The sequence below is a fragment of the Intestinimonas butyriciproducens genome, assembly GCF_016901775.1.
In the GTDB taxonomy this organism is placed as follows: domain Bacteria; phylum Bacillota; class Clostridia; order Oscillospirales; family Butyricicoccaceae; genus Pseudobutyricicoccus.
In genome coordinates, this window is the sequence record NZ_JACJKW010000004.1 from 1 (window position 1) to 25,119 (window position 25,119).

The 25,119-nt window shown below is 57.3% G+C and carries 21 protein-coding genes; 9 read left to right on the plus strand and 12 right to left on the minus strand.

Annotated features, from left to right (window positions below; all coding sequences use genetic code 11):
• The first annotated feature begins 256 nt into the window (after positions 1-256).
• Positions 257-601, plus strand: a complete 345-nt coding sequence (locus H6A25_RS02820) for a cupin domain-containing protein (protein ID WP_204750501.1) — start codon at positions 257-259, stop codon at positions 599-601.
• Between the two features lie 163 nt (positions 602-764).
• Here H6A25_RS02820 and H6A25_RS02825 read toward each other — a convergent pair whose 3' ends face one another.
• Together H6A25_RS02825 and H6A25_RS02830 are read right to left on the minus strand one after the other, a co-directional pair.
• On the minus strand, positions 765-2,690 hold the full coding sequence (locus H6A25_RS02825; RefSeq protein WP_204750502.1) for a DUF4910 domain-containing protein: 1,926 nt from the start codon (positions 2,688-2,690) through the stop codon (positions 765-767).
• Positions 2,691-2,996: 306 nt separating this feature from the next.
• Entirely contained in the window at positions 2,997-3,863 is an 867-nt protein-coding gene (locus H6A25_RS02830) for an NAD(P)-dependent oxidoreductase (RefSeq protein ID WP_204750503.1), read from the minus strand.
• Positions 3,864-4,065: 202 nt separating this feature from the next.
• Between H6A25_RS02830 and H6A25_RS02835 the strand changes: the two genes are divergently transcribed.
• Together H6A25_RS02835 and H6A25_RS02840 are read left to right on the plus strand one after the other, a co-directional pair.
• The gene (locus tag H6A25_RS02835; RefSeq protein WP_204750504.1) at positions 4,066-5,088 is read left to right on the plus strand and encodes a CAP domain-containing protein; all 1,023 of its coding nucleotides are present in this window, start codon (positions 4,066-4,068) and stop codon (positions 5,086-5,088) included.
• Positions 5,089-5,365: 277 nt separating this feature from the next.
• The gene (locus H6A25_RS02840) at positions 5,366-6,295 is read left to right on the plus strand and encodes an alpha/beta hydrolase (RefSeq protein WP_204750505.1); all 930 of its coding nucleotides are present in this window, start codon (positions 5,366-5,368) and stop codon (positions 6,293-6,295) included.
• A 147-nt stretch (positions 6,296-6,442) separates the two neighbouring features.
• Here H6A25_RS02840 and H6A25_RS02845 read toward each other — a convergent pair whose 3' ends face one another.
• From H6A25_RS02845 to H6A25_RS02870, 6 genes are all read right to left on the minus strand, one after another.
• Positions 6,443-7,009 (minus strand): manganese efflux pump MntP, encoded by a 567-nt coding sequence (locus H6A25_RS02845; RefSeq protein WP_204750506.1) that lies wholly within the window; start codon positions 7,007-7,009, stop codon positions 6,443-6,445.
• Positions 7,010-7,243: 234 nt separating this feature from the next.
• The gene (locus tag H6A25_RS02850; RefSeq protein WP_204750507.1) at positions 7,244-9,256 is read right to left on the minus strand and encodes a S9 family peptidase; all 2,013 of its coding nucleotides are present in this window, start codon (positions 9,254-9,256) and stop codon (positions 7,244-7,246) included.
• A gap of 67 nt (positions 9,257-9,323) precedes the next feature.
• The gene (locus H6A25_RS02855; protein ID WP_204750508.1) at positions 9,324-10,154 is read right to left on the minus strand and encodes a GNAT family N-acetyltransferase; all 831 of its coding nucleotides are present in this window, start codon (positions 10,152-10,154) and stop codon (positions 9,324-9,326) included.
• A gap of 15 nt (positions 10,155-10,169) precedes the next feature.
• Positions 10,170-12,167: an alpha/beta hydrolase family protein gene (locus H6A25_RS12685; RefSeq protein ID WP_243423202.1), complete on the minus strand. Its 1,998-nt coding sequence runs from the start codon at positions 12,165-12,167 to the stop codon at positions 10,170-10,172.
• A 369-nt stretch (positions 12,168-12,536) separates the two neighbouring features.
• On the minus strand, positions 12,537-13,931 hold the full coding sequence (locus H6A25_RS02865) for a serine hydrolase (protein ID WP_204750509.1): 1,395 nt from the start codon (positions 13,929-13,931) through the stop codon (positions 12,537-12,539).
• 497 nt (positions 13,932-14,428) lie between these two features.
• Complete coding sequence (locus H6A25_RS02870; protein WP_204750510.1) at positions 14,429-15,766, minus strand: MATE family efflux transporter; 1,338 nt, start codon at positions 15,764-15,766, stop codon at positions 14,429-14,431.
• Positions 15,767-16,025: 259 nt separating this feature from the next.
• Between H6A25_RS02870 and sigK the strand changes: the two genes are divergently transcribed.
• The 3 genes from sigK (at position 16,026) to H6A25_RS02885 (ending at position 19,052) form a co-directional block, all read left to right on the plus strand.
• Positions 16,026-16,715 carry an RNA polymerase sporulation sigma factor SigK gene (gene sigK, locus H6A25_RS02875; protein ID WP_204750511.1) on the plus strand — a complete coding sequence of 230 codons (690 nt, stop codon included), beginning with the start codon at positions 16,026-16,028 and terminating at the stop codon, positions 16,713-16,715.
• A gap of 68 nt (positions 16,716-16,783) precedes the next feature.
• Positions 16,784-17,536 carry a hypothetical protein gene (locus H6A25_RS02880; RefSeq protein WP_204750512.1) on the plus strand — a complete coding sequence of 251 codons (753 nt, stop codon included), beginning with the start codon at positions 16,784-16,786 and terminating at the stop codon, positions 17,534-17,536.
• Positions 17,537-17,570: 34 nt separating this feature from the next.
• Positions 17,571-19,052: a phytoene desaturase family protein gene (locus H6A25_RS02885; protein WP_204750513.1), complete on the plus strand. Its 1,482-nt coding sequence runs from the start codon at positions 17,571-17,573 to the stop codon at positions 19,050-19,052.
• A 77-nt stretch (positions 19,053-19,129) separates the two neighbouring features.
• On the opposite strand, the gene tsaA is transcribed toward H6A25_RS02885, so the two are convergent.
• Genes tsaA through H6A25_RS02905 form a run of 4 tightly spaced genes read right to left on the minus strand, consistent with a single transcriptional unit; the run spans position 19,130 to position 20,730 of the window.
• Positions 19,130-19,579 carry a tRNA (N6-threonylcarbamoyladenosine(37)-N6)-methyltransferase TrmO gene (tsaA, locus tag H6A25_RS02890; protein WP_204750514.1) on the minus strand — a complete coding sequence of 150 codons (450 nt, stop codon included), beginning with the start codon at positions 19,577-19,579 and terminating at the stop codon, positions 19,130-19,132.
• A 58-nt stretch (positions 19,580-19,637) separates the two neighbouring features.
• The gene (locus tag H6A25_RS02895; RefSeq protein ID WP_243423203.1) at positions 19,638-19,937 is read right to left on the minus strand and encodes an ArsR/SmtB family transcription factor; all 300 of its coding nucleotides are present in this window, start codon (positions 19,935-19,937) and stop codon (positions 19,638-19,640) included.
• Positions 19,934-20,530, minus strand: a complete 597-nt coding sequence (locus H6A25_RS02900) for a 4Fe-4S binding protein (protein ID WP_204750515.1) — start codon at positions 20,528-20,530, stop codon at positions 19,934-19,936. Before H6A25_RS02900 ends, H6A25_RS02895 begins: the two co-directional genes overlap by 4 nt.
• Positions 20,527-20,730, minus strand: coding sequence for an ATP-binding protein (locus H6A25_RS02905; protein WP_204750516.1), 204 nt, complete (start codon positions 20,728-20,730; stop codon positions 20,527-20,529). The genes H6A25_RS02900 and H6A25_RS02905 overlap by 4 nt, the downstream gene beginning before the upstream one ends.
• A gap of 146 nt (positions 20,731-20,876) precedes the next feature.
• Between H6A25_RS02905 and H6A25_RS02910 the strand changes: the two genes are divergently transcribed.
• From H6A25_RS02910 to H6A25_RS02920, 3 genes are all read left to right on the plus strand, one after another.
• Positions 20,877-23,558: a calcium-translocating P-type ATPase, PMCA-type gene (locus H6A25_RS02910; RefSeq protein WP_204750517.1), complete on the plus strand. Its 2,682-nt coding sequence runs from the start codon at positions 20,877-20,879 to the stop codon at positions 23,556-23,558.
• Positions 23,559-23,815: 257 nt separating this feature from the next.
• A complete protein-coding gene (locus tag H6A25_RS02915) occupies positions 23,816-24,376 on the plus strand; it encodes a DUF1836 domain-containing protein (protein WP_204750518.1) in 561 nt (186 codons plus the stop codon).
• 53 nt (positions 24,377-24,429) lie between these two features.
• Entirely contained in the window at positions 24,430-25,086 is a 657-nt protein-coding gene (locus tag H6A25_RS02920; RefSeq protein ID WP_204750519.1) for a hypothetical protein, read from the plus strand.
• Positions 25,087-25,119: the final 33 nt, after the last annotated feature.

A 25,119-nucleotide genomic window follows, 5' to 3' on the forward strand; every position in this document is an offset into this window, starting at 1 on the left:
CATGTTTTCGCTTGTCCCCTTTGCGGGACGAGAAAACGGCCATGAAATCGGTATCATAACCGCTCTGTGGTTATGATACCACAAAGCGAAGCGAAGTGGTATATTGGCCGTGTTTTCGGTTGTCCCCTTTGTGGGACGAGAAAACGGCCATGAAATCAAGTACCACACAATTCCCCGACGGCACCCCTCTTTTCTTGTGTTTTTCCCTGGAAGAAGCTATACTGGTATTATCATCTTGAGAAAGGAAGATGCCTTTATGATCCGCCGGAAAGAACAGATGCGCACATCGGAAAAGCCCAACCTGCGGGGTGGGGAGGGCGTGATCCACGCCTACGACCTGCTGGAAAATCCGGAGATGCGGGAAAAGCTGAAGCTGTGCTCCATTCTGACCATTGAGCCGGGCTGCTCCATCGGCGAACATCCTCACGGCCCTGACGCCGAGTTCTATTACCTGCTGGAAGGGGAGCTGGAGATCACAGACAACGGGGAAAAGACCACCTTCCATCCCGGCGATGCCATGTTCACCGCCTGCGGCGAGACCCACAGCGCCAGAAACAACACCCAGAAGGACGCAAAGCTGCTGGCCATCGTCATCGCCTAGGTCCAGTGCCTGGACGGCCATAGTCCGGTGTCCGGACAGCCATAGTCCGTTGTCCGGACGGCCATACTACGGGGCTGGGTGCAGGAAAGGACTTGGGTGATTGTCCCGGGCCTGCCACAATTTAATAGAAAAAGCGGCCAAAAGGCCGCTTTTTCTATTATTTCTATTTCAGAGGAATATCCAGGATCTTCAAAAAGGCTTCCGCCATTTCCTGTGAGCCGACTCCCGCCTCCAGCTGGGCCAGGCGAACACATTCTTCCAGCGTGCGCTCCCCGTCCATGGCAAAGAGCAGCAGGGTCTCAAAGAGCATGGCATCGGGGCAGCCTTTCCGGTACTGCTCCTCATAGGCTTTGTAGGCCTTTTTCTTTTCTTCATCTTCCCGGGGCATATCCTCCAGATGGATAATGGGGCCTTTCAAGGTGCGATGGGGCACTTTCCCCGCCTTTTTCTCCGGCGCCGGGGGATTGCCCAGTGCTTCCAGAGTTTCTTCCATGGCCCGGCGCAGGCTTCCCTCTGCGTGCAGGCCTATTTCTTTGGCCGCCGGGCACAGCCGGATGGCGTCTTTGCAGCCCCGCACATAGAACTGGGTGATGGCTCTGGCCTTTTCGCCCAGAGTGGTTTTGTCCTCCCCCATCAGACAGGCATCGCCCAGCCGCTCCATTTCTTCCCCATGGCGTCCTTTCAGCCGCCACAAAGTGCGCCCCGCCTCTTCTTCCCCGAAATTGGCCAGGCAGTAGGCAAAGCCTGCGGCAATGCACAAGGAGTTGTGGAGCATCTGGGGGTCCACCTGCTCCGGTGTATCCCCGCTGGTGTGATAATAGAGATCCGGCCACTGACCCAGCATGGGACAGGGAATGCCCACCAAAGGATCGGAAAGGATCATGTGGTCGCTTCCCGGAACAAAGGGGCCGATAAAGCTGTTGAACAGCGGAGCCATGTTCCCCTCCTTCAGCACTTCGCACTGGCTCTTCACCTGGCGCAGCACCACATCGCTGAGGGCGGTGACCAGAGGGGAGGAACTCCAGGGCTGATCCGACAGGGTGAGGGGGCCATAGCCCCGGCTCTGCCGTCCGCCCACCATGTCCAGATTGATGGCTCCCACAATGCGGCAAAGCTCCCCTTCCCGCTGGCAGAGATAGGGATAGGTGCCGCTGAACTCGGGCAGAAGGCACACCCGGATCCCCCGCTGAAGAGGTGGCAGTTCCCCCCGCTCTATCAGCTCATGGAGGGTGCGCAGCAGCTCCATGGCCACGGCGCAGCCGCTGGCGTTGTCATTGGCCGAAGGCCGGGGATGGCACAGGTGGGCCAGCACCAGCACCTCTTCCCCGGTCTCGCCGGGGAGGAAAGCTTCCACCACTTCCAGCTCACCAGGATACAATCTGGTGTCCATTTTGCACAGGGCCTGGGGATATTTCTCCTCTTCTCTCATTTCCCGGCAAAGCTCCGCCAGGGCGTCTCCCTGGCGAGGCGTGAGGACGAAGCCGAAGATGTGCGGCTCTTTTTCCCAGTCCTTCCACCAGAAGGAGGTATAATTGCGGATGTCGTACAGATCCTCCCGGCTGCGCACTCCCGGCACTTCCCGCAGGTAATCGGTGACAAAGCCCACCGCCCCTTTTTCGGTGAAGGCCCAGTCCATATAGGCTGCAAAAGGCTCCCGGAGGAAAAGCAGCTTGCCCTCAAGGTCCACGCCCTCATAATCCTCTTTCCGGCTGCCCTTGTCCATAAGGACGATGTCCAGGGGCTGGCTGGAATAATCACAGGGGCCGCTCTTCTGCATCACCGAGGTGGCGCAGGTGTCAAAGTCCGCCAGCCGCTGCCGTCCCTTTTCCGTCAGCAGATCCAGCCAGCCTCCCTTGCAGTCCCACTCCAGGAAGGAACGCTGCCCCCAATACCATTGCTTTTCGTCAAAGGGATAGGAAATCACCCGGGCGCAGATCCCCTGGCTCTCCAGCACCTGCTGGCAATGGTGGGCCGCCTGACGCAGACCGGTGGAGCACTGGATGCGGTGGAAGGATGCGATCTCCCTCACCCGCTGATGGGCCCGCTCTCCACTGCCGAAGGAGCTGATCTTTTCCAGATATTCTTTCACTGTGGTCCCCTCCTTGCTCTTGATGAAAAAGGCCCGGTTTGCTCCGGGCCTTTCCCGTGTGGAAAAAGGGACAAAAGCCACTTTTTCGAGTTTTTGCAAGGGTCTGGCGGCGAGCCGCCGCTCCCATTTTTTCTTTGCTCCGGTAGGTTGTGTACGCCCGGGCAAAAAATGTTTGCCTGCGGGGTCACCCCGCCCTTGAGAAGTGTAAAAACCGCCGCACGGGTCACCGGTTTTTACAAATTGATGAAAGACCGGACAAATAACCCCTCTAACCAGATCAGTTTTGGGGTAATCAGGCTTTTTTGATTATTTCTGATAATATTTGATCAGGGCCTGGGTGCCGTCATTGTCCAGCCCCATCCGGCTCATTTCCTCATACATTTTCAAAACAGAATCCAGCATGGAAAGCTCCACGCCCCACTTACCCGCTTCTTCCTCGATGATCTTCATATCCTTGATGAAGTGCTTGACGAAAAAGCCGGGGGCCAGATCCCCCTTCAGCACCCGGGGAGCCATGTTGCTCAGCTGCCAGCTGCCTGCCGCACCGGCGCCGATGGCGGTCAGCATCTTTTCCGGCTCCAGACCGGCCTTCTGGGCATAGACCAGAGCTTCGGTATAAGCGGCGGTGGCGCCGGCCACGGCAATCTGATTGGCCGCCTTGGTGTGCTGGCCAAAACCGGCCGGGCCCATGTGGACGATATTCTTGCCCATGCATTCAAACAGGGGCAGGGCTTCCTCAAAGTCCTTCTCGTCGCCGCCCACCATAATGGACAGCGTGCCGTTGCGGGCGCCGGAATCGCCGCCGGACACCGGAGCATCCATCACCCGCAGGCCCTTTTTCTTCCCTTCCTCATAAAGGCGCTGGGCCAGAGAGGGAGAGGATGTGGTCATATCGATGAGCAACGCCCCTTCCTTGGCGTTTTCAAAGATGCCCCCTTCTCCCAGGAACACTTCTTCCACATCCTTGGGATAACCCACCATGACAAAGACCACATCGGCCCCTTCTACCGCCTGGGCGATGGTCTCACAGGGCACCAGGCCAAACTCTTCTTTCAGAGCCTCCAGCTTGTCCGCAGAGCGGTTGTAAGCCTTCACCGGATAGCCCTTTTTGGCCAGGTGGCCCGCCTGCTGGCCCCCCATGACGCCAGTGCCGATCCATGCGATCTGTTTCATTTTGTTTCCTCCTTTTAGGGTGTTTCGGTTTGTTTCAGTATAGCATAAACCTGCCCTCCTATGCCACAAAGAACCAAAGGTTTTTTCGTCTTTTCCCATTTCCACCATCCCCCTCTTGCCAAAACAGGAGGAAATGAATTACACTGTACTTGGCCCCTTTTCCCTAAAAAAAAGGGATAGAAACAGAGAGAGGAAGGATTTTATGAAACGACAACTGGCATCCCTGCTGGTTCTGGCCTTGTGCGCCGCTTCCCCCATCAAGGCGGCCTCCCCCACATTTTACGATGTGCCCTCCAGCCACTGGGCCTATAAGGACATCCAGCAGGCCGCCCAGAAGGGCATTCTGCAAGGCACCGGCACAGACCAAAACGGCAACCGGCTCTTTGAGCCCCAGTCCTCCCTGACCACCGCCCAGTTCATCACCATTGTGGTGCGGGGTTACTACGCCGGGCAGGCGGGAAGCGCCGGGGATGGCCCCTGGTATGCGCCCTATGATCAGGTGGCCCAAAGCCACGGTTTGTACCAAGGCATTCAGAAGGTGGATCTCACCGCCACCATTCCCCGCTATCACATGGCGGTGATCCTGCAGAACATCCTGGAAGATCTGGGAATCGCCCTGCCCCCGGAGGAAGAGCTGGAAAGCGCCGCAGCCAAAATCGGCGACTGGAAAAGCATTCCCGTGGAATACCAGAAGGCCGTGTCGGTGGTTTATGCCTCCGGGATCATCGGCGGCATGGATGAAACCGGCACCTTTGCCGGAGAAAGCTCCGTCAGCCGTGCCCAGGCCGCAGCCATCTACACCCGGCTGGAAACCTATGCAGAGCCCTACATCCAGGCCGCAGCCCTGGACTACAAGCGCCAGGAAATGCTGGACGAAATCAATCTGCTGCGAAAAAATGTCGGTCTCGCCCCCCTGAGCCTGGACGAAAGAGTGTGTGATTATGCCCAGATCCGTGCTCAGGAGATCACCGAAAGCTTTTCCCACACCCGCCTCAATGGAGAAAACTACTGGGACGAGCTGGGACGGATGGGCATCGATTACTATCCCGGCGGCGAGAACATCGCAGCAGGCAACAGCACGGTACAGGCTACCATGAACCAATGGATGAACTCCCCAGGCCACAAGGCCAATATCCTGAAAGAGGGCATTGGAAAGGTGGGCATCGGTTATGTGCAGGTGGAAGGCGGCTATCACCACTACTGGGTGCAGATCTTCGTGCCATAAATGCAGACATAGCAAAAAATCCCCCATTCTGGGGGATTTTTTTATTTTTTGTCTCTGTCCGAGATAAGTATTGGTGAATGAAAATATACACATACATAGGATAATTATCCCCTTTGACCTGAAAGGTATTTTAGACTAACAAATGTCGTAAATTTTCGTTCATGGAGTGAGACAAGTAGGGGCAAATATGCTATAATGCAGGTGTAATTGGAATATTTTGCTGTTTTTCCGTCTATATACAAAGACAAACTTGAATTTGGCGAGGTGAGTATACAACATGAAGATTCATAATGCACAGTATAAAATTGATGATAGCAGTATTTTGAACTACTATGAGGTTGGAACCGAAAAAAACAAACTATTACTGCTTCATGCCCAGGGAACAAACTCTTGTAGCTTCTATAGTGTTGTTACAAAACTCGCAAAGCACTATCATGTGTACCTGGTAGATTATTACGGACACGGAAAGAGTTCCCACAATCCAGAAAAATACAATCTGGTCAGTATCGGCAACGACATTATGGACTTTATTGAAAATGTGATTTTTGATTCTGTTGCCGTGTTGGGTCATTCATCGGGTGGGCTGATTGCAGCATACATTGCAGCACACTCTCCCAGATGCTCCAAACTAATATTGGAAGACCCTCCGTTCTTCTCAAGCTGGGGCGAAAGAAGATATCATACATACAATTACAAAGATTTATCCTCTGTCTGCCATAATTTCCTTTTACAGGATGTGGAAAAGGATTTCGTCTATTACTATTTCAAGAATCAGTATTGCTGGAATTTCTTTCCCGATAAATCCAGAGAAACTGTCAGAGAAAAACTGAGTGGTTTTGCATTGAAATACCGAACCAAACATCCCGACAAAAATCTGAAAGTTCTGTTTTGGCCTAAAAAGTTTTTAGAAGGCTTTAATGGCCTGCAATATTATGACCCTCATTTTGGAGAAGCCTTTTATAACGATTCGTTCAATGACACTGTTGATTACAATGACCTTCTTTCTAAAATCAAATGCAAAACTCTGTTTATGAAAGCAAAGACAACGATTGGTGAAAATGGTTTGTTGCAAGGCGCATTGTCTGATGAAGATTTGCAGAGAGTCAATGCCTTGATTGAAAATATGAAAATCCAGCAATTTGATTGTGGGCACGGTATTCATACAGAAAAGGCAAACCAGTTTGTGGAAGCAATAATTTCAATTTGACCAATTGGGATTTGTTGAACTGAATAGCATATATCCCATAGGAGCAAGGTTGAAATATACCTTGCTCCTTTTCGTTGGGCATTCATAAAAAATGAATAAAAAGGTCAGTTATACACACCAATACTTATCTAATACAGAGATTATTTTTTAAAACATATGCTCGATGAAGATCTTCAGACCGATGCCCACCAGGATGCAGCCGCCGAAGATCTCGGCAAAGCGGCCCAGGAGACTGCCGAACTTTTTCCCCAGCCAGGTACCGGCCAGGCTGCAGAAAAAGGTGATGAAGCCGATGGACAAGGCGGCGATGGCGATATCCACCTTCATAACGGCAAAGCTGATGCCCACGGCCAGAGCATCGATGCTGGTGGCCACTGCCTGCATCACCATGGTGCGCCTATCCAGGGTGCGGTGCACATCGCACTGCTCCTTTTCCCCCATCTCCCGAATGGATTCGATGACCATTTTGCCCCCGATGAACCCCAGCAGGATCAAAGCGATCCAGTGATCCAGGGAGGAGATGAAATCGCTGAAGCTGCGCCCGGCCACAAATCCGATCACAGGCATGCCCGCCTGGAACAGGCCGAACAGCCCGGCATAGGCGGCAGCCGCCTTTCCTTTGGCATTTTTGTAGCAGATGCCGTTGGAGACCGACACGGCTGTGGCGTCCATGGCCAGCCCCAGGGCCAGCAGAACGAGGGTAAGTGTTCCCATGTTTTTCCTCTCTTTCTTTGGCGGGGCAGTAAAAAAGACCCACGCCCGGCAAAGCCCCCCAAAAAGGGGGCGCCGGGCATGAGTCTTGTTCTTTAAGGCAAGCCAGGCCCTATGGGGCCATTGTGTTGACTTGACACGCGGAAACCGCGCAAACTACTCCCTCACGCCGAACTTGATTTTCTCGACGAGTTTCATTATGCCAAATTTCCGAAAAAGTGTCAAGAGGGAAACTTTTTATTCGTTGCCCACATACCGATAGAGCCAGCTCTTGATCTCCTTCAGGCGGCGCAGGCGGTGACGGGGCTTGCCCGAACGGGACAGCTCGTGGTTCTCCCCTTTGAAAATGCACATCCGGGAGGGAACGCCGTTGAGCTGCAAAGCGGTATACATGGAAATGCCTTCGGGCATCCAGCACCGGTAGTCCTCTGTGCTGTTGATGAAGAGGGTGGGGGTGCGGGCCTTGTCGGCAAATTTCATGGGGGACTGATCCCACATCTTGTACATATCGGTGAAGGGCGTGGCCTGGACTTCCCGCAGGTCAAAGCTGAGGCCGATGTCGCAGGTGCCGAACAGGGTGATCCAGCTGGCGATGGACCGCTGGGAAGCTGCTGCCTTGAACCGGTGGGTGTGGCCGATGATCCAGTTGCACATAAAGCCGCCGTAGGAGCCGCCCAGCACGCCCAGACGCTCCTTGTCGATGGCCGGGTACTTTTCCAGCACCACATCCACAAACTGCATCAGATCCTCATAATCGATGGTGCCATAGCGGCCGGCGATGTTGGCAAACTTGTCCCCCCTTCCACCGGAACCGGTGGGATTGCAGAACATGACAAAGCAGCCGTCAGAAGCCATGGTCTGCATCTGGTGGAAGAAGCAGGTGCCGAAGGTGGCCCGGGGGCCGCCGTGGATGTCCAGCATGGCGGGATAGGTCTTGCTTTCATCGTAGTCCTTGGGCAGAAGCACCCAGCCTTCGATGGTATTCCCCTCTTTGTTCACAAAGGTCAGGGGCTGGGGTGTGGCCACATATTTGCCCTTGAGAGCGTTTTTATTGAAGCCGGTGACTTTTTTCTGGCTTCCGTCCTTTTCCAGGCGGTAAACTTCCTGCAGATCGTTTCCGGCAAAGCCCACAGTGAAGATTTTGCCATCCCGGATGTCGAAAAAGTCCACCGAACAGTCTTCCCCGGTGAGCACCTCCGGCTCTTTCCCGGGCTGCCAACGGTAGAGCACGCTGTAATGGGCCCGGGCCGAGACATAATAGAGGGCATCCTCACAGGCTTTCATGTGGATACCGCTGCCATAGCGGCAGTCGCTGCCGGGATTTCCGCCGAAGTCCTCGGTTTCGGCCACCGGCACGGCCATAACAGGCTCTCCTCCTGCAAGGGGGATGGAATAGAGGTTTGTGCCCCCGAAGCGCATCCAATCCTCCCCGTGTTCCTCGGCGGAGAAGATCAGCTGATCGCCCACAAAGGCCAGCGAACCCAAACCGCTGAATCGGTCGGGCCCGAACAGCTCTTTTCTTTCCCCGGTTTCCAGATCGTAGAGGTACAGGCCGGAGTGCATATTCAGCTTTTTGTCGGTAAGGGCCCCGGCATAGGCCAGAGTCTTTCCGTCGGGGGACAGGGTGAAACCCCGGGTTTCAAACATGGGCTCGGTCACAGGCCGGAGTTTCTTCCGCTTCACATCATACAGCCACAGCCGGTTGCGCTTTTTGTTCACAAAGCCCCGGCCGTTGAACCAGAAGGGAGCCTCGTCACATACCTGGTAGTCCTTTTCCTCCTGGTAGTCCAGAAGGGCACAGCGGCGTTTTTCCCCCTTGAGGGATTCAAAATCCGGCCTGGCGTTGTCGTGGACAGCGGTGATGAGATAGAGCCCTTCCCGCACCAGATGGGCGCTGGCTCCCTGCAAAGGCAGGCGGAAGCACTCCCGGCTTTCGCCTCCGTCCAGGGGCAGCTGGTAAAAGACGGTGAGCAGTTCTCCATTTTCCACCCGCTTTTTGTCCTTCTTTTCCCGGATGGCAGGGAAAATGACGCTTTTGTCCCCAAAGAGGGCAAAGCTGCGCACATCCCCATGGGAGGTCAGGGGCCGGGCCGCGCCGGTTTTGCAATCCACCAGATACAGGTCGGAGCGGTAGCAGTTGTCCTCCAGATCGGCCTTGGCGGCGATCACCAGGGCCCGGTCATCGGGAAGCAGCTTGAGTCCGGACAAAAATTTATAATCCTGCAAGTCTGTGTCCAGTATTCGTTCCAAGAAAATCCCTCCTATCGCAGGGCAGCTTGCCCTCGAAAGGGGCAAGCTGCTGCGCTTTCTTTTGTTTTTAAAAATCCCCTTCCATCACCACATCGTCGGAAGGATCCTGCACAAAGCCCTGGGAAAGATAGAACTCCTCCATGGCCTTGTCCTCCCGGGGGAAATGGACGGTGATACGGGGCACGCCCCGGCTTCTGGCCTGGCCGACGGCATAGGAAAGACCCTTTTCCAGATCTCCATGAAGCCCTGCGATATACAGAGCACGCTTCGGCTGGAACCGGGCGCCCAGGGCCAGAACACAGCCTTCTCCTTCGTAGAGCCAGCCCTGGGAGACAAAGCCCCCATAGGTGCCCTCATTCATCTGGTAGAAGGTGTGATTACAGCACATGGTATCCCCGAACGCCTGTCGACAAGGCTCCAGCAGAAAAGCGGCCCGGTCTTTGTCCGCCACCAGAGCCAGGCCATCGGCCTTATTCCGGGGCGCTTTTTCCACTTCCAGGGTCATGCCTTTGAATTCTCTTCCCCGGTGCAGGCCGTTTTTTTCTGCCAAGGCGGCGCTGGCCACATTTTTGACCCCGGTATACATGGCCGCCCGGGGGCAGCCCATATCCTTTATCTGCTCCAGGTACCGGCGGTAGATGGCCATGCCCATGCCCCGGCGCTGGAACTGGGGATCCACCCGCAAAAGCTCCAGCCAGGCCGAACCGTCAAAGAGCACCGTCAGTTTGCCGAACCCGGCGGGCTCACCGTCGGCCAGGGCCACGGTGAGCTCCCCACGGGTGGTGGTGAAATAATCGGCCACATCGGCAAAATACCGGTTTTTCGGGGCGGTATGTTCTTCGATGAGAAGGCAGCGGGACAGATCGTCCTTTCGGAAAGGTCTGGTGGAAATTTCCACAATCTCCCCTCCTTCTTACTTCATGTAATGGTCAAACCAGTTTGTGATCTCCCGCAGACGGCGCACCCGGTGCTTGGGTTTGCCGGAACGGGACAGCTCATGGTTCTCCCCGTGGAACAGGCACAGACGGGTGTCCACACCGTGCATCCGCAGGGCGGTCATCATCTGAATGGCATCGGCCATCCAGCAGCGATAGTCCTCATCGGACTGGATGAACAAAGTGGGGGTCTTGGCCTTGTCGGCATACTTCAGGGGAGAGTTGTTCCACATCCGGTCCATGTTGGTCCAGGGATCGGCCATCATGGCGGACAGGTTGTGGTAGTAGCCGATGTCGGTGGTCAGGCACTTGCTCAGGTAGTTGGAGATGGAACGCTGGGAAGCCACCGCCGCAAACCGGTGGGTGTGGCCCACGATCCAGTTGGCCATAAAGCCGCCATAGGAGCCGCCGGCCATGCCCACACGCTTCTCATCGATCTGGGGATATTTTTCCAGCACCTTGTCGGTGAACTCCATCAGGTCGTTATAATCCCAGACGCCGTAGTGCTCGCCGCGGATATTGGCAAAGTCGTTGCCCTTGCCGTCGCCGCCACGGGGGTTGCAATAAAAGACGAAATAGCCCTCGTTGGCCCAGAACTGCATCTCATGGAAGAAGGTCTCGCCGTAAACCGCCTTGGGGCCGCCGTGGACATTGAGGATCGCAGGATACTTCTTGGAAGGATCGTAGTCCACCGGCTCCAGGATCCAGCCGTCGATGTCCACGCCGTCTTTATCGGTAAAGTGCATATATTTGGGCTCTACCACGCTGTGGGTCTGGAGGTATTCCTGGTTGAAGCTGGTCAGGCAGGTTTCCTCGCCGCCTTCCTTGCAGCAATAGATCTCCTGCAGGCCATTACAGCGCATACCCACATAATAGAAGGTATCGCCCACCTTCTGGAAGCAGTCCACGCTGCCGTGGACATCGGGGGAAATGGTCTTGACCTGGCCCTTTTCATCCAGCTTGCGGATGAAAGAATTGAAGCCCATGGTCTCCAGGAAGTAGAAACCGTCCTTTTCGCCCTTGTTGGAAACGCCTCCGCCATAGCGGCAGTCGCTGCCCACACTGGAGCCCAGGCTGGTGTCCAGATCGGCAAGCTCCTGCATCTTGCCGGTATTCACATCCACATTGAAGAAGATGGGATTTTCGCTGGAGCCATAGCGCTGGCCGGTGGTGGCGGCCATGAGGATGTGATCGCCTACGAAATCGGCGGCCTGGACCCGGTATTTGCCGCCCAGATCCATTTCACGGCTCTCGCCGCTCTTCAGATCATACACAAACAACCGGCTGACCTGCTCGTCCATCCACTGATAGTCGCTGCCATAGTACAGAGCCAGACCCAGCTCCTTGCTGTATTTCAGGCCGGTGACCTGCATATAGGGGCCGGTGATGGCCTTCTGCTCATCCTTGCAGATGTCGCAGAGATAGACACGGCCGCGCTTTTTGTTGACGATGCCCTTGCCGTTGAACCAGAAGGGAAGCTCATCGAAGATCTCGTAGTCCTTTTCTTCCCGGATCTTCTCCATCATCTCTTCCTTCTCGGCCCCATCCAGACCTTCGGTGGTCATGGCATAGTTGTCATACTGGCCGATGCACAGGAATTTGCCGTCGCCCAGCACGATCAGGTTACTGGCGGGGAAAGGCAGGGCAAAATATTCCTCGGCTTCGCCGCCCTGGGTGGAGATCTTGTTGAACACGGTGTAATGGAAGCCTTCGTCGGCCATGGCCTTATATTTTCCGGTGCGGTCGCCGGGGAAGAGGATATGCTCTTCATCCAGCCAGTACAGGCTCTTTTCTGCGCCGCCGCTTGTCAGCTTGCGCACTTTTCCATTTTCCAGCAGGTGGATATGGGACACATATTTGTTGGCCTTCACCTGGGCCTGTGTGACCACAAAGGCCAGCTTCTCGCCGCTGGGGGAAGCCTGCAGCTGGGACAGCATTTTCACCTGACTGAAATCGTCGATCTGAATCCGTTCCATGGATCATCGTCCTCCTTCACAAAAATCGGTGTGATTTTACCGCTGTTGTCTGTACACTATTATACCTTTCTCTTTCCCCAAAGACAAGGCGGGATTTTACTGCCTTGTCACAAACTGCCCGAAACCTATCCTGCAACAAGAGATGGTTTACTCTATTCTTCATCCATCCGCAAAAAGCCGCGACCTGTGCGTGGCTTTTTGCACCTATCAAGGGCGGGGTGACCCCGCAGGCAAACATTCTTTGCCCGGGCGTACACAACCTACCGGAGCAAAGAAAAAATGGGAGCGGCGGCTCGCCGCCAGACCCTTGCAAAGACTCGAAAAAGTGGCTTCCGCCACTTTTTCGAAACGCTGAGACAAGGCGGGATTTTACTGCCTTGTCAGGATGCGTCCGCCGGTGCGCACGCCCCAGACCCCTCGTCCTTCTTCCCGGAGAAGCAGGATATCGCTCTGGGAAAATTCCCCGGGCAGGATGATCAGATCGTGCCCGGCCATGATGAACTGCCGTTCCTTGCCGCCCATGGTCAGGTGGAGATCCCCGTTTTCCCAGGTGAAGGTGACCTCGTTGCCTTCGGCACTCGCAAACTTGCCCAGGCAGCTCTTCTTTTCCTCTTCGCTCCAGCCGGCGTCCTGCCAGGTTTTCATGGGCGCGGGCACAGCGGCTCCGGTGACCCAGCGAAGGGCTTCCTCGGCCACCCGGCTGACCGGCACGCCGCTGGTGTTGCACAGCACCACAACGCCGGCTTCCAGCTCAGGAGAGAAGGCAAAATGGCTGGAGATGCCGGTCATGCTGCCACCGTGGCCCACCATGCGCACCCCTTCCAGGTCACTCATGGCCATGCCGTAGCCATACCACTGGCCGTAGCGGTAATGCTGCCGGGGCTTCATCATCTCCCGGATGCCATAGGGGCTGAGCAGGCGGCCATGCTCCCCTTTGCCCTCGTTGAGATACATCTGCACATATTTCTTCATGCTGCCCAGGCTGGCCTTGACGGCGCCGCCGCCCATGAGCACAAAAGCGTTGTCATAGTAATCCCGGCACCAGTGACGCTTGCCGTCTTTGTGGAAATAGAGCTTTGTGCTGTTAGGGTCCTGGGCCGGGGCGATAAACAGGCCGGTGGCCCGGTCCATCCCCAGGGGGGCGAACACATTCTTTTCCAGATAGTCCTGGAAGGAATTTTCCCCGCCATAGCGGCGGATGATCTCAGACAGCAGGCCGTAGCTGTCGTTGCTGTAACTCATGTACTCCCCGGGCAGACCGGTGCGGGCTTCTTCTTCGTCCAAACCCTTGCACACCCGGCGGCAGCCCTCCATGGCCAGACCCGGATGGGGGCCGATCTCGGCTTTGCCCTCCTGCCAGATGCCCATTGACCGGGCCACCTCTTCCACCAGCATCCGCCGCTTGGGAAGAAATCCCCCGGCGTGGCTGAGCAGATGGGCCACCGTCACCGGCTGGGCGGCGTGGGCGTTGTGGAACTCCGGCAGATACCGGCTCACCGGCCCCCATAGGTCGATCACTCCCTTCTCCGCCAGCTGCATGATGCTCAGGGCCGTAAAGGACTTGGACACCGACGCCAGACCAAAAATGGTGTTTTCGTCAATGACCGTCTGATTTTCCCCATCCCGGAAGCCAAAAAATTTCTGATACAGGGTCACATTCTTGTCGACCACCGCCATTGCCAGACCGGCAGCCTCATAATGGGCCATCATCTTTTCGATCCACTGTTCCAGAGGGCGGATGCCCTCCATAGTGCCTTTGTTCACCTGAAAAACTCCTTTCCCAAGGCCGGGGCCTTTTCTGTCCACATTGTATCACGAAAGAGGCCCTCTGTGGGATTTTTTCTTCAAAACTTCTTGGACGCAAAGAAAAAGCAAATGCCCCCATTTGGTAGCAAATGCCCCCGTTTGGTAGCAAATGCCTCCATTTGGGGGCCAAAGAAAAGGAAAAGACAAAGGCAAAAACAAAAACGAAGACGAAGAAAAAAGAGAGGGGGAGGGTGAAGAAAAAGAAAAAAGGTCTCCCTTCCCTATCCCTAATCAATCTGCAAAAAGCCGGGACCTGTGCGTGGCTTTTTGCACCTCTCAAGGGGCAAGTGTGCGCCAAAGGCGTGCATGCAGGCCCTTGCAAAAACTCGAAAAAGTGGCTTTTGCCACTTTTTCGACACCCCTCCCAGGACGAAAACCACGCCTGGGAGGGAGTACACTGATGGCATAGGCCGGAGCCTTCCCAGCGGGAGCCATGGGAAAAGGCCCGGGAAAACTCAGAACAGCCGGCCTTTTTTCCCCAGATGCCGGTAATAGAGCAGGCACAGGGCGATCTGCACCAGGGAAGAGGCGGGAGTACCCAGCCCCACATGGAACAAAGTGGCGCCGGGGAGGGCGCTCATGAGATAAACCACCGGGATACGGACACAGAATGCGCCGATGACCCCCTGGAGCATGACAAACACCGTTTTGCCGCAGCCGTTGAAAAAGCCCACAAAGCAGAAGAGGATGGCGGTGAGCAGGCAGTCGATGGCGTAGGCTTTCAGGTAGGAATGGGCGGCCGATATGACCCCTGTCTCCCGGGAAAACAGGTTGGCCAGCCCGTCGCCGAAAAACAGGGCCAGGGCCCCCATCACAGCCCCGGAGAAAAGGGCCATGCGGATGCCGTAAGAAAGGGCCTTGCGGCTGCGGTCCTGCAATCCTGCCCCGTTGTTCTGGGCCACAAAGGCAGAAATGGACTGCATAAAGGCCGAGGCGGTGAGCATGAGAAAGACGCAGACCTTTTCGGCCACGCCCACTGCCGCCGATTCCACCACACCCATACCGTTGACCACGATCTGGATGAAGAGGAAGGAAAAGTGCACCAGCACATCCTGCAAAGCAATGGGAATTCCCACCTTCAGAATGGGAAGAAGGCAGTTTTTGAAAAAACGCACATGGGAAAGGGAGAATGCAAAGGGCAGACCCCGCTTCCAGATGACCACAAGGGAAATGAGCACGCTGAGGGCCTGGGCAGCCACCGTGGCAATGGCGGCGCCCTTGGCTCCCATTCCCAGTCCGGCCACCAGAAACAGGTCCCCCACAATGTTGAACAGGCAGGCCACCGCCACGGTGAACAAAGGCGTTCTGGAATCTCCCAATCCCCGGAAAATGGCCCCCAATACATTATAGAAAACGATGAACACCATGCCTGCGCCGCACACCTGGATATAATCCTGGGTAGGACCGAAAGCCTCCTGGGGTGCATGAACCAGGCGGGTGAGCACCTCACTGCCAGGCACCATGATCGCCGTTCCCACAACGGCCACCAGGGCAAAGAGCACAATGCTGGTGCCCACACCCCGGGCGGCATTTTCCTTTTCCCCGGCCCCCATGCACCGGGCCACAAACACCGTCACGCCCATGGTCAGCCCCGCCACCAGCATGGTGGCCGTGTTGAACAGCTGGCTCCCCGAAGCCACGCCGGACTGATCCCCGGTACCGGCAAACTGGCCCACGATGATCAGATCGGCGGCTCCATACATGGCCTGGAGAAACAGGGCCAGAAAAACCGGCACGGCAAAGGTGAGCAGGGAGCGGAAAATGCTCCCTTTTGTCAGGCTGTGTTCTTTCATTTTTTCCTCTCCTTTTCTGCAAGGGCTCCCGATATCAAAAAAGGCCGGATAAGAAAACGGGAAATCTCCCGCCATCTTATCCGGCCGTCCCTTTGCTTCAGGGCTTGCCCTCCGATGTATGGAATATGTTAGCATGCCCTTTTTCCTTTGTCCACCGCCCCTTTCCCCTGCTCCATGGAAGATTTCTCCCGGACTTGCAACAGACAAGACCCAAAGGAATATCCTGCTACTACGGAACTTGTTGGGAGGAATGTTTGCTATGCTCAGTGAAGCCGCCGCCTTTTTGTTTGTCAATTCCCTTTATCTGATGCTGCGGGTCTCTCCCGCCGCCGGCTCCTTCCCCCGTCCCCTCACTGCCGCCGAAGAGCGGGAAGCTCTGGAAAAATGGGCCCAGGGGGATCTGGGCGCCCGGAACACCCTGATCGAGCACAATCTGCGTCTTGTGGCTCATGTGATCAAAAAATACTACGCTGCCCGGGAAGAGCAGGATGATCTGATCTCCATCGGCACCTTTGGGCTCATCAAGGCCATTTCTTCCTTTGATCCCAGCAAAGGAGCCCGCCTGGCCACCTATGCTTCCCGCTGCATCGAAAACGAGATCCTGATGCATTTCCGCTCCCGGAAAAAGCAAAGCTGCGAGGTGTCCCTTTCCGAGCCCATCGACAGCGACAAGGACGGCAATGTGCTTTCTTTGGTGGATGTGATCCGCTGCGACGAGGATATGATGGAAAAACTGGAGCAGGACGAAAGGCAGCAGCTGCTGCTGGAAAAAGTAGAGACGGTGCTGGAAAGCCGGGAAAAGCAGATCATCGTCATGCGCTATGGCCTGTATGACACCCAGCCCCTGCCCCAACGGGAAGTGGCAGAAAAATGCGGCATTTCCCGCTCCTATGTGTCCCGGCTGGAAAAAAAGGCCCTTCTCAAGCTGCGCCAGGCACTGGAAGACTGATCCCATTGCCTTTGCGCCCTATTTCAGGTATGATAAGAAAAACGCCGGACAGGAAAGGAGAAAGGGCCATGGAAATACAGCAGATGTGGGCCAGCCCCCATTTGGGGAAAAAAGGCCACTATGCCCGCTTCCTTCTGGGAAGCATGGGCGGTATCCTGCTTGTGGGGCTGTTTCTGTCCGTAGGGGGCGCCATTTTGCTGATGCCTCTGGGAACAAAAAAAGCCCTTCCCTCCCTGTTTCTCTGCCTGGGCACCGCCCTTCTCATGGGTGTGCTGGCCCTGGCCGCAGGACGGAAAAGCGCCATGGAATGCACTTTCTTTTTTCAAACCACCCAGGGGGAGCTGTACGCTTTCGATGCCCGGTCCTTTCCCTCGGGCAAGGTGCTCCTCTTTTTTCAGGGCATCTGGGAGACCCAGCGCACCCTCTCTTCCCTGGCCATCAGCCCCCGCATCCCCCCAGGGGCCCGGAAGATCGTCCGGGTGGCAGCCATTGTACCCCATCGCACCTATTTTCTGCTGCGCTTGCAGGATCAGGGGCCCATCTATCTGATCTCCCGCCGTTTGGAAGGAGTGGACAGCCTTGTGTCCCTGCTCCGGCAGAAAACCGGCCCTTCCTGGGGAAAAAACACCCGGGAGAAAAAAGGACTTTGGGGCATTTTGGGCTGCGGCACGGCTCTGCTGCTTTTTTCCCTTCTTGCCTGTCTGTGCCATCCCAGCCTGGGAGCGTTTCCCTTTTTCCTCTACGCTCCCTGCGTGCTTCTGGCTTTCGGAAGTTTTTCTCTTTTGGTCTATTTCTTTGTGCTCCGCCACCGGGGGCTGTGACCGGCCCATTTTCTGAAAGAAAGGAGGGGGCCAGATGGCAAAGGTCCTCATTGTGGGCGGCGGCATTTCCGGCCTATGTGCCGGCGTGCTGGCTGCAAAAAACGGCTTTACCGTAGAAGTCTATGAAAAAAACGCTCAGCCCGGCGGGCTGTGTGCCGGGTGGACCCGGCGGGGTTTTCGCCTGGATACCGGCCCCCGCTGGCTTTCCGGCGCCGCTCCCGGGGGCGAAATGCGCCCCCTTTGGCAGGCCGTAGGCGCTTTGGGGGAGGAAATGGGTCCAGGAGAAGCCCGGCCTGCTTTGGCCTTTTCCCTGGGCCAGGGGCAGACCATGCTGCCTTTGCTTCGCTGTCCGGAGGACCTGGAAGAGGCCATGCTCCACCTTTCGCCCCGGGACGGCCCGGAAATCGGCGAGCTTTGCCGCCTGCTGCGCCGCACCAGTCAGCTGTCCTTTCCCAGAGAAAAACCTCTGGACATGATGATGGCCTGGGAAAAGGTGCGCCTGGGGGCCCATCTCACGGCCCGGGGCCGGCTTTTGCCCTATGCCCGGCAAAGCGCCGGGGAATATGCCCGCTCTTTCCACCATCCCCTGCTTCAGGCTCTTCTGGAAAAGGTGCCCCCGCCGGGCGCCTCTGCCTCCTTTGCCCTTTTGTGGCTGGGGCAGGCCCTGCATCCCCACGGGCTGTACCTGCCTCAGGGAGCCATACTGGCCCAGCGGATGGCCGCCGCCCTGGAGGCCCTGGGTGGCCGGCTCTTTACCGGCCAGGGCGTGGAGCGCATTTTGCTTTCCGGAAGCCGTGCCCGGGGGCTGCTGCTCCGCAGCGGGCGTACTGCTCTGGGAGATTATGTGATCTGCGCCTGTGATCCCTGGCTGGTGCGCAGCCGTTTGCTGGGGCCTTCCTATCTGGACCCCCTGCTGGGACAGTGGTACAGTGCGCCGGAAAAATACCCGGTCTCCAGCTTTCTCACCGTCTATCTGGCCATCCCCGGCCAAAGCCCCCTGCCCCTGGAGGCCCCGGCTTTGCTGCCCTGTCCTCCCTTTTCCCTGGCTGGGGAAACATACGATGCCCTGTGGCTGCGGCGTCACCCCGGCGGCGCGCCCAATGGCTTCACCCTGCTCTCCTGCCAGATCAGCCAAAGCGAGCACCAGTGCGATGCCTGGCTCCGTCTGGCCCAGAACAAGGAGGCCTATGGCGTGGAAAAACACCGGGTGGCTGTGATGATCAAGGAAAGACTGGAACAGGCCCTGCCCTCTTGGGGCCAGAGCCGCTTGCTCAGCGCCACCACCCCTGCCAGTTTTCATCGGGTCACCGGGGCCTACAAAGGCTCCCCCATGGGCTTTTATCTGGCCCCCGGCGGCAAACTGCAAAACAGCCCGGGCCTGGTGCCCGGGGCGGACAACTGCCTGCTCACCGGCCAATGGCTCCAGCCCCCCGGCGGCCTGTCCGCCGCTCTCACCATGGCCAAATTCACCCTCCAGCGCCTGTGCGCTTTGGAAGGTCAGGAGTTTCATTTATAATACAAAAAGTTATTTTTTAATAATATTCTCCAAAAGAGAGAAAAAAGCCGCCCTTTGCAGGCGGCTTTTTTGTTTGCTTATTTTGTTTTTTCGGCACGGCTTTGGGCCCAGCCCTGATGCCAGGCGGGCGTTCCCGCCCTCTCCACCCGATCGCAGCCGGGAACATAGGGCTTGATATCCAGTACCGGTGTGCCATCCCAGGCATCGCTTTGATCGATGCGCAAAAGGCCCTTGCCGTGGTTCACCCAATAGACCTTCACCACATCCAGGGCGATGGGATTGGGCCGGTGGGGGGTGCGGGTGGCAAAAACCCCCAGCCGCTGGGGCGCATGGGCATGGGGCGTTTTCACCAGCAGCCTTTCTCTGCTGTGAGGGTCCTGGCTCTGATCGAACCACCACAAAAGATAAAGGTACTCATACTCTTCAATGCCCTTGAGGGCCGGGCGGTAGGAAGGCAGAATCTCCACAAAGACCCGCTTCCCTTCCCGGCGGATATGTCCCACTGGATACAGACGCAGCTCTTCCATCCCATCCCCTCCTTTTTTCTTCCAGTATACCCCATTTCCCTTTTTCCTGCAAGGGGGCCTACTGCCCCTGGCAGTACAGCCGGCGCAATACGCCCAGCAGCTGAGGGAGCCTTTCATCCGACAGGGAATAGACCACATACTGGCCCTGCTTTTCCCCCTGCACCAGTCCCCCTTCCCGCAGGAGATGCAGATGCTGGGACAGAGCGGGCCGGGTCAAGGAGGGCACCTTTTCCCCGATCTGCCCCACAGTCTTGGGACCGTCCTCCAAGGCGCACAGAATGAGAAGCCGGTTGTGGTTTGAAAGCCGCCCCAGAAGCTCCGCCACCTGGCGGGCCTGTTCCTCCAGCCCCCGGCTCATGGCTGAGCCTTTCCGGCCTTCGCCCGGCAGATCAGCTGGGTCATGGTGCCCATGGGGCAAAAGACACACCAGGAGCGGGGCATCCACAGCACCATGGCAATAAAGCCGATGAGGGTGGAAGTGAGCATCAAAGAATAAAACCCAAAGGCAAACTGAGCCACCCAAGGGGCGAACAGGGTGCCATGGTAGGCCCAGTGCCAGGGCAGGCGGAAAGTCCAGAAGAGCTTCACCGTCTGCCCCAGTTCCTGCTGCCCTGCCCCTACCAGATAGGTGGTGAAGAGCATCTGGAAGAACATGGCGAAAAAGAAGATCAGAAATCCATAGCGGAACCAGCGGCTTCCCAACCACCGTGGGGTGGGACGGCGGCGGGACAGGCCCAGCTTGCCTCCCAGCAGGGCAAAGAACCGGCCCCGGTCACAGTAGCGGTTGCAATAGAGTTTTCCCCCGCCAGCCAATGCGATGATCAGGGGCAGACAAAAGAAAATCATCCCCAGCCAGGCAAAGAGGATGTTGAAAAATCCCAGTCCCAGATAAATGGGGGTCACGATCCACAGGTATTCATACCAGGGCCGCTTCCTGCCGGTTTTCTTCATTGCTGCACCTCCCGTTCGATCACATGAATGGCCGAGGCCGGGCACTCCTTAGCGCATTTTCCGCAGCCCACGCACTTTTCTCCCCTTACCTGGGCGATGACGCCCTTCCAGATGGAAATGGCCCCCAAAGGGCACACCTCCAGACAGCTGCCGCAGGCCACACAGTTTTTGCCCACCTGGGCCAGTCTTTTTGCAGCCATGTCTTCCCTCCTGGGTATAATTAAGTAATTAAGCAATTACTAATATATCATCTTTTCTATTCCGGTGCAAGGGCATATTTTTTCTTCTCTCCCCATAGAGTGGAGATGTAGGACTGGCCCTCCCAAAAGAAAGGTGTGAAAAAAACATGGAACGGACAACATCCCCCTCCCTGGCCGCCCGGGGGCTTTCTCCCCAGGCTGTGGAGCGATCCCGGCAAAAGCACGGCTCCAACGCTCTGACCAAACAGGGGCGGTCGGGTTTCGGAAAGCAGCTGCTGAGCAATTTTGGCGATCCCATCATCAAAATCTTGCTGGCCGCCCTTTTGCTCAATCTTCTTTTTGTATTCAAAGAACAAAACTGGTTTGAATCGGTGGGCATTGCCATCGCCATTTTCCTGGCCACCTTCGTGTCCACCCTGTCGGAATACGGCAGCGAATCGGCCTTCCTCCGTTTGCAGCAGGAAGCCCAGGCCTTGCGGTGCCGGGTGATGCGGGAGGGAAAGATCGCCCTCATCCCCCTGGAAGAAGTGGTGGTGGGGGACCTGGTGCTGCTGGAAAGCGGCGAGCGGGTTCCGGCCGACGGCCTTCTGGTGGAAGGCAAGCTGGCGGTGGACCAATCCTCCCTCAACGGAGAAAGCCGGGAAGCCCAGAAAACCCCGGGAGGCGCCCGGGAGGGCTGGAATCTTTCCCGGGAAAACCAGCTGTTCCGGGGCACGGTGGTGTGCGCCGGAAATGGGCTCATGCAGGTGCAGCGGGTGGGCGACAGCACCTTTTACGGCGGCATGGCCCGGCAGATGCAGCAGGACACCCGGCAAAGCCCCCTGAAGCTGCGTCTGGAAGGGCTGGCCGACACTCTCAGCCGCCTGGGCTTTGCCGCCGCCATCCTGGTGGCTCTGGCCGACCTGCTGGGGGAGGTATGGCAGCTCACCGGCTTTCAGACCCCGGCCCTTCTGTCCCTTTTTTCCCAGCCGCCCCAGTTTCTGGGGCTTTTGCTGGAAAGCCTGACTTTGGCCGTCACCGTTTTGGTGGTGGCCGTGCCCGAGGGTCTGCCCATGATGATCACCGTGGTGCTCTCTTCCAATATGCGCCGGATGCTCCGGGACCATGTGCTGGTGCGCAAGCTGGTGGGCATCGAAACCTCCGGCAGCCTGAACATCCTGTTTACCGACAAAACCGGCACCCTCACCCGGGGCAAACTGCAAGTGCGGGAGCTGGTCACCGGAGAGGGCGGGCACTTTGCCAGCCCCCAATCCCTGCGGGAGCACTCCCTTCCCCTCTACCGGCTGTGCTTCCTCTGCGGGGCCTACAACAACGAAAGCAGCCTGTCCGGCCAGGGCCAGCCGGTGGGAGGCAACGCCACCGACCGGGCCTTGCTTCAGTTTTTCCTCACCCAGGCCCGGCAGTATACCGCCCCGGCTCCCTCCTGGCGCTCCCCCTTTGACAGCCGCCGGAAGTTTTCGGCGGTGACCCTGCGGGACAGCGGCCAGACCCTCACTTTGGTGAAAGGGGCGCCGGAGCAGATCCTCCCGGGCTGCACCCAGTATCTCTCTTCCGACGGCTCTGCCCTGCCCTTTTCCCAGGAAAAAATCCGCCGCACATGGCAGGAACTGACAAAGAAAGCCTACCGGGTGCTGGCCCTGGCCTATGCCCCCGGAGAAACAGGGGGCAACACTCTGTCCGGGCTCACCTTCCTGGGGTTCATCGCCATCGGCGACACCCTGCGGCCCCAGGTGAAAAAGGCGGTGGAACAGGTGAAAAGGGCCGGAGTGCAGGTGGTGATGATCACCGGGGACAACAAGGATACCGCCCTGGCCATGGGAGAAAAGGCCGGGCTGTGCCGGGAAAATGACCGCTTGGCCCTGACCCATGACGAACTGGCCGCCCTGTCCGATGAAGAGGTCAAGGCCCTTCTGCCCCGGCTGCGGGTGGTGGCCCGGGCCATGCCCCAGGACAAAAGCCGGCTGGTCACCCTGGCCCAGGAGATGGGGCTGGTGGCCGGCATGACCGGCGACGGCATCAACGACGCTCCCGCCCTCAAGCTGTCCGATGTGGGCTTTGCCATGGGCAGCGGCACCGAGGTGGCCAAGGAGGCGGGGGACATCGTCATTCTGGACGACAACTTCCAGAGCATCGGCAAGGCCATCCTCTATGGCCGCACCATTTTCAAAAGCATCCGGAAGTTCATCGTCTTTCAGCTGACCATGAACCTGTGCGCCGTGGGTGTTTCGGTGCTGGGGCCCTTCCTGGGGGTGGAAAACCCCATCACGGTGGTGCAGATGCTGTGGGTGAACATCATCATGGACACCCTGGCCGCCCTGGCCTACGCCGGGGAAGCCCCCCTGGAAGAATACATGGAAGAGCCGCCCAAAAAGCGGGATGAGCCCATCTTTACCTCCGCCATGCTCCATCAGGTGCTGTGCATGGGCCTTTACACCATCCTGCTCTGCCTGGCCTTCCTGAAACTGCCCCTGCTTACCCAGGTCCTTTCGCCCCGGCAGGCCTCCTTCCATTTGCTCACCGGATTTTTTGCCCTGTTCATCTTCTGCGGAGTGTTCAACAGCTTCAATGCCCGCACCGAACGGCTGAATCTGCTGGCCCATCTGGGAAAAAACCCCCGCTTCCTCTTGATTATGATCATGGTGGGACTGGTTCAGTGCCTGCTGATCTACCGGGGCGGTTCCTTGTTCCGCACCTCCCCGCTGCCCCTTCCCGCTTTCCAACTGGTGCTGCTTCTGGCCTTCTCGGTGATCCCGGTGGACTTTGTCCGCAAGCTCATCCTGCGCCGGGGCCCCGGCAGCCGTCTCCGCCGCAGCCCCAGTCCTTTTTAACTCATTCCGCCCGGCTCAGTGCCTGGGCTCCCAACCTTTTCTTTGCCTGAATCGCTCACAATCGCCTGTTCAAAAATATTTTTCTTACGGCAGCTTTTCAACAAAGTCCGGTTCTCCTTGGGGCCGGGCTTTGTTTTGTCCCGTTGAAAATCTTCTGACCCCTCTTGACAGTCACATGACCATGTAGTATAATCAAATCAACCCGATAGCACAGACCCCTGACCCTTTCTTTTGGCGGGGGAGAAAGGAGAATCGCCATGCTGAAAACCTTGCCCGGCGCCACAGTGGAAGTGGACATCTCAAACCCCCAGGCCGCCGATGACATTCTCAGTTCCCTGTTTCTCACCGGGGGGCTGATGCTCTCTCAGGTGTCCCAATTCACCGGGCTGGAGCCCCACACCATCCAGAATTGGGTCAAGCGGGGCTTTTTGCCTCCGCCCCAGAACAAGCGCTACGATCGCAGCCAATTATGCCGCATTCTCATCATCCATATGCTAAAAGACACGCTGGCCCTGCCCACCATCTGCCGTTTGCTTTCCTATATCAACGGCCAGCTGGACAAAAACTCCGATGACAGCATTGACGACAGCCAGCTCTATCTCTATATCATCCAGGTGGTCTTTTCTCTGGAAAATGACAAGCTGGAAGGATTATCCCATCTGGAAGAGCGGTGCCGCCAGGCGCTGGAGGGGTACCGGGAGCCTTTTGCCGGGGCAAAAGACCGGGTGCTGCTGGTGCTGCGCATCATCGTCACCGCCCACCTGGCCTCCCATCTGACCCAGCAGGCCAACCTGCTGGTGGGGCGTATGGAAGACTGAGAGGCTTTTGATAGAAAAAAACACCACCGCCTTTGAAATGGAGGAAAAGGGATATGCTCAACTGGTGGAACTCACTGGACGCTTTGCAGCACTTTTTTGCCTATGTGGCCATTCCTGCCACCCTGATCCTGTGCATCCAGACCATCCTGCTGCTCTTCGGCCTGGGCGCCGGAGGGGACGGGGAGCTGGACAGCGACACATCCGGGCTGGACACCGGAGACGGCACCGCACCCGATCTGGATGCCCCGGACACCGATGTCCCGGACAGCTGGGATGGGGAAAGCGGTCATGATCTGGCCCACGACCCAGGGCTGCGCATTTTTACCATCCGAGGTCTTGTGGCCTTCTTCTCGGTGTTCGGCTGGGCCGGTCTGGCCCTCAGCCGCAGCGGCGTGCCGGGAGGGGTATCCACCCTCATCGCCTTTTTGCTGGGCCTTGGGGCCATGGTAGTGCTGGCCCTGATGCTCCGGGGGGCCCTGGGTCTGCAATCCGACGGCACCATGAACCTGAAAAATGCCCTGGGCCTTTGCGGTACCGTTTATCTCACCGTACCCCCCCGCCGCCAGGGCACAGGAAAAATCACATTGGTTCTGCAAGGGCAGCTGGGGGAATTTGAAGCCCTCACCGATGAGCCGGAACCGCTCAAAACCGGCCAGTCCGTCCAGGTCATCGGCCTGTCCGGCCCCATTATGGTAGTCTGCCGCAAATAAAGCGGCTTTTCACAAAAAGAAAAAGAAAAGAGG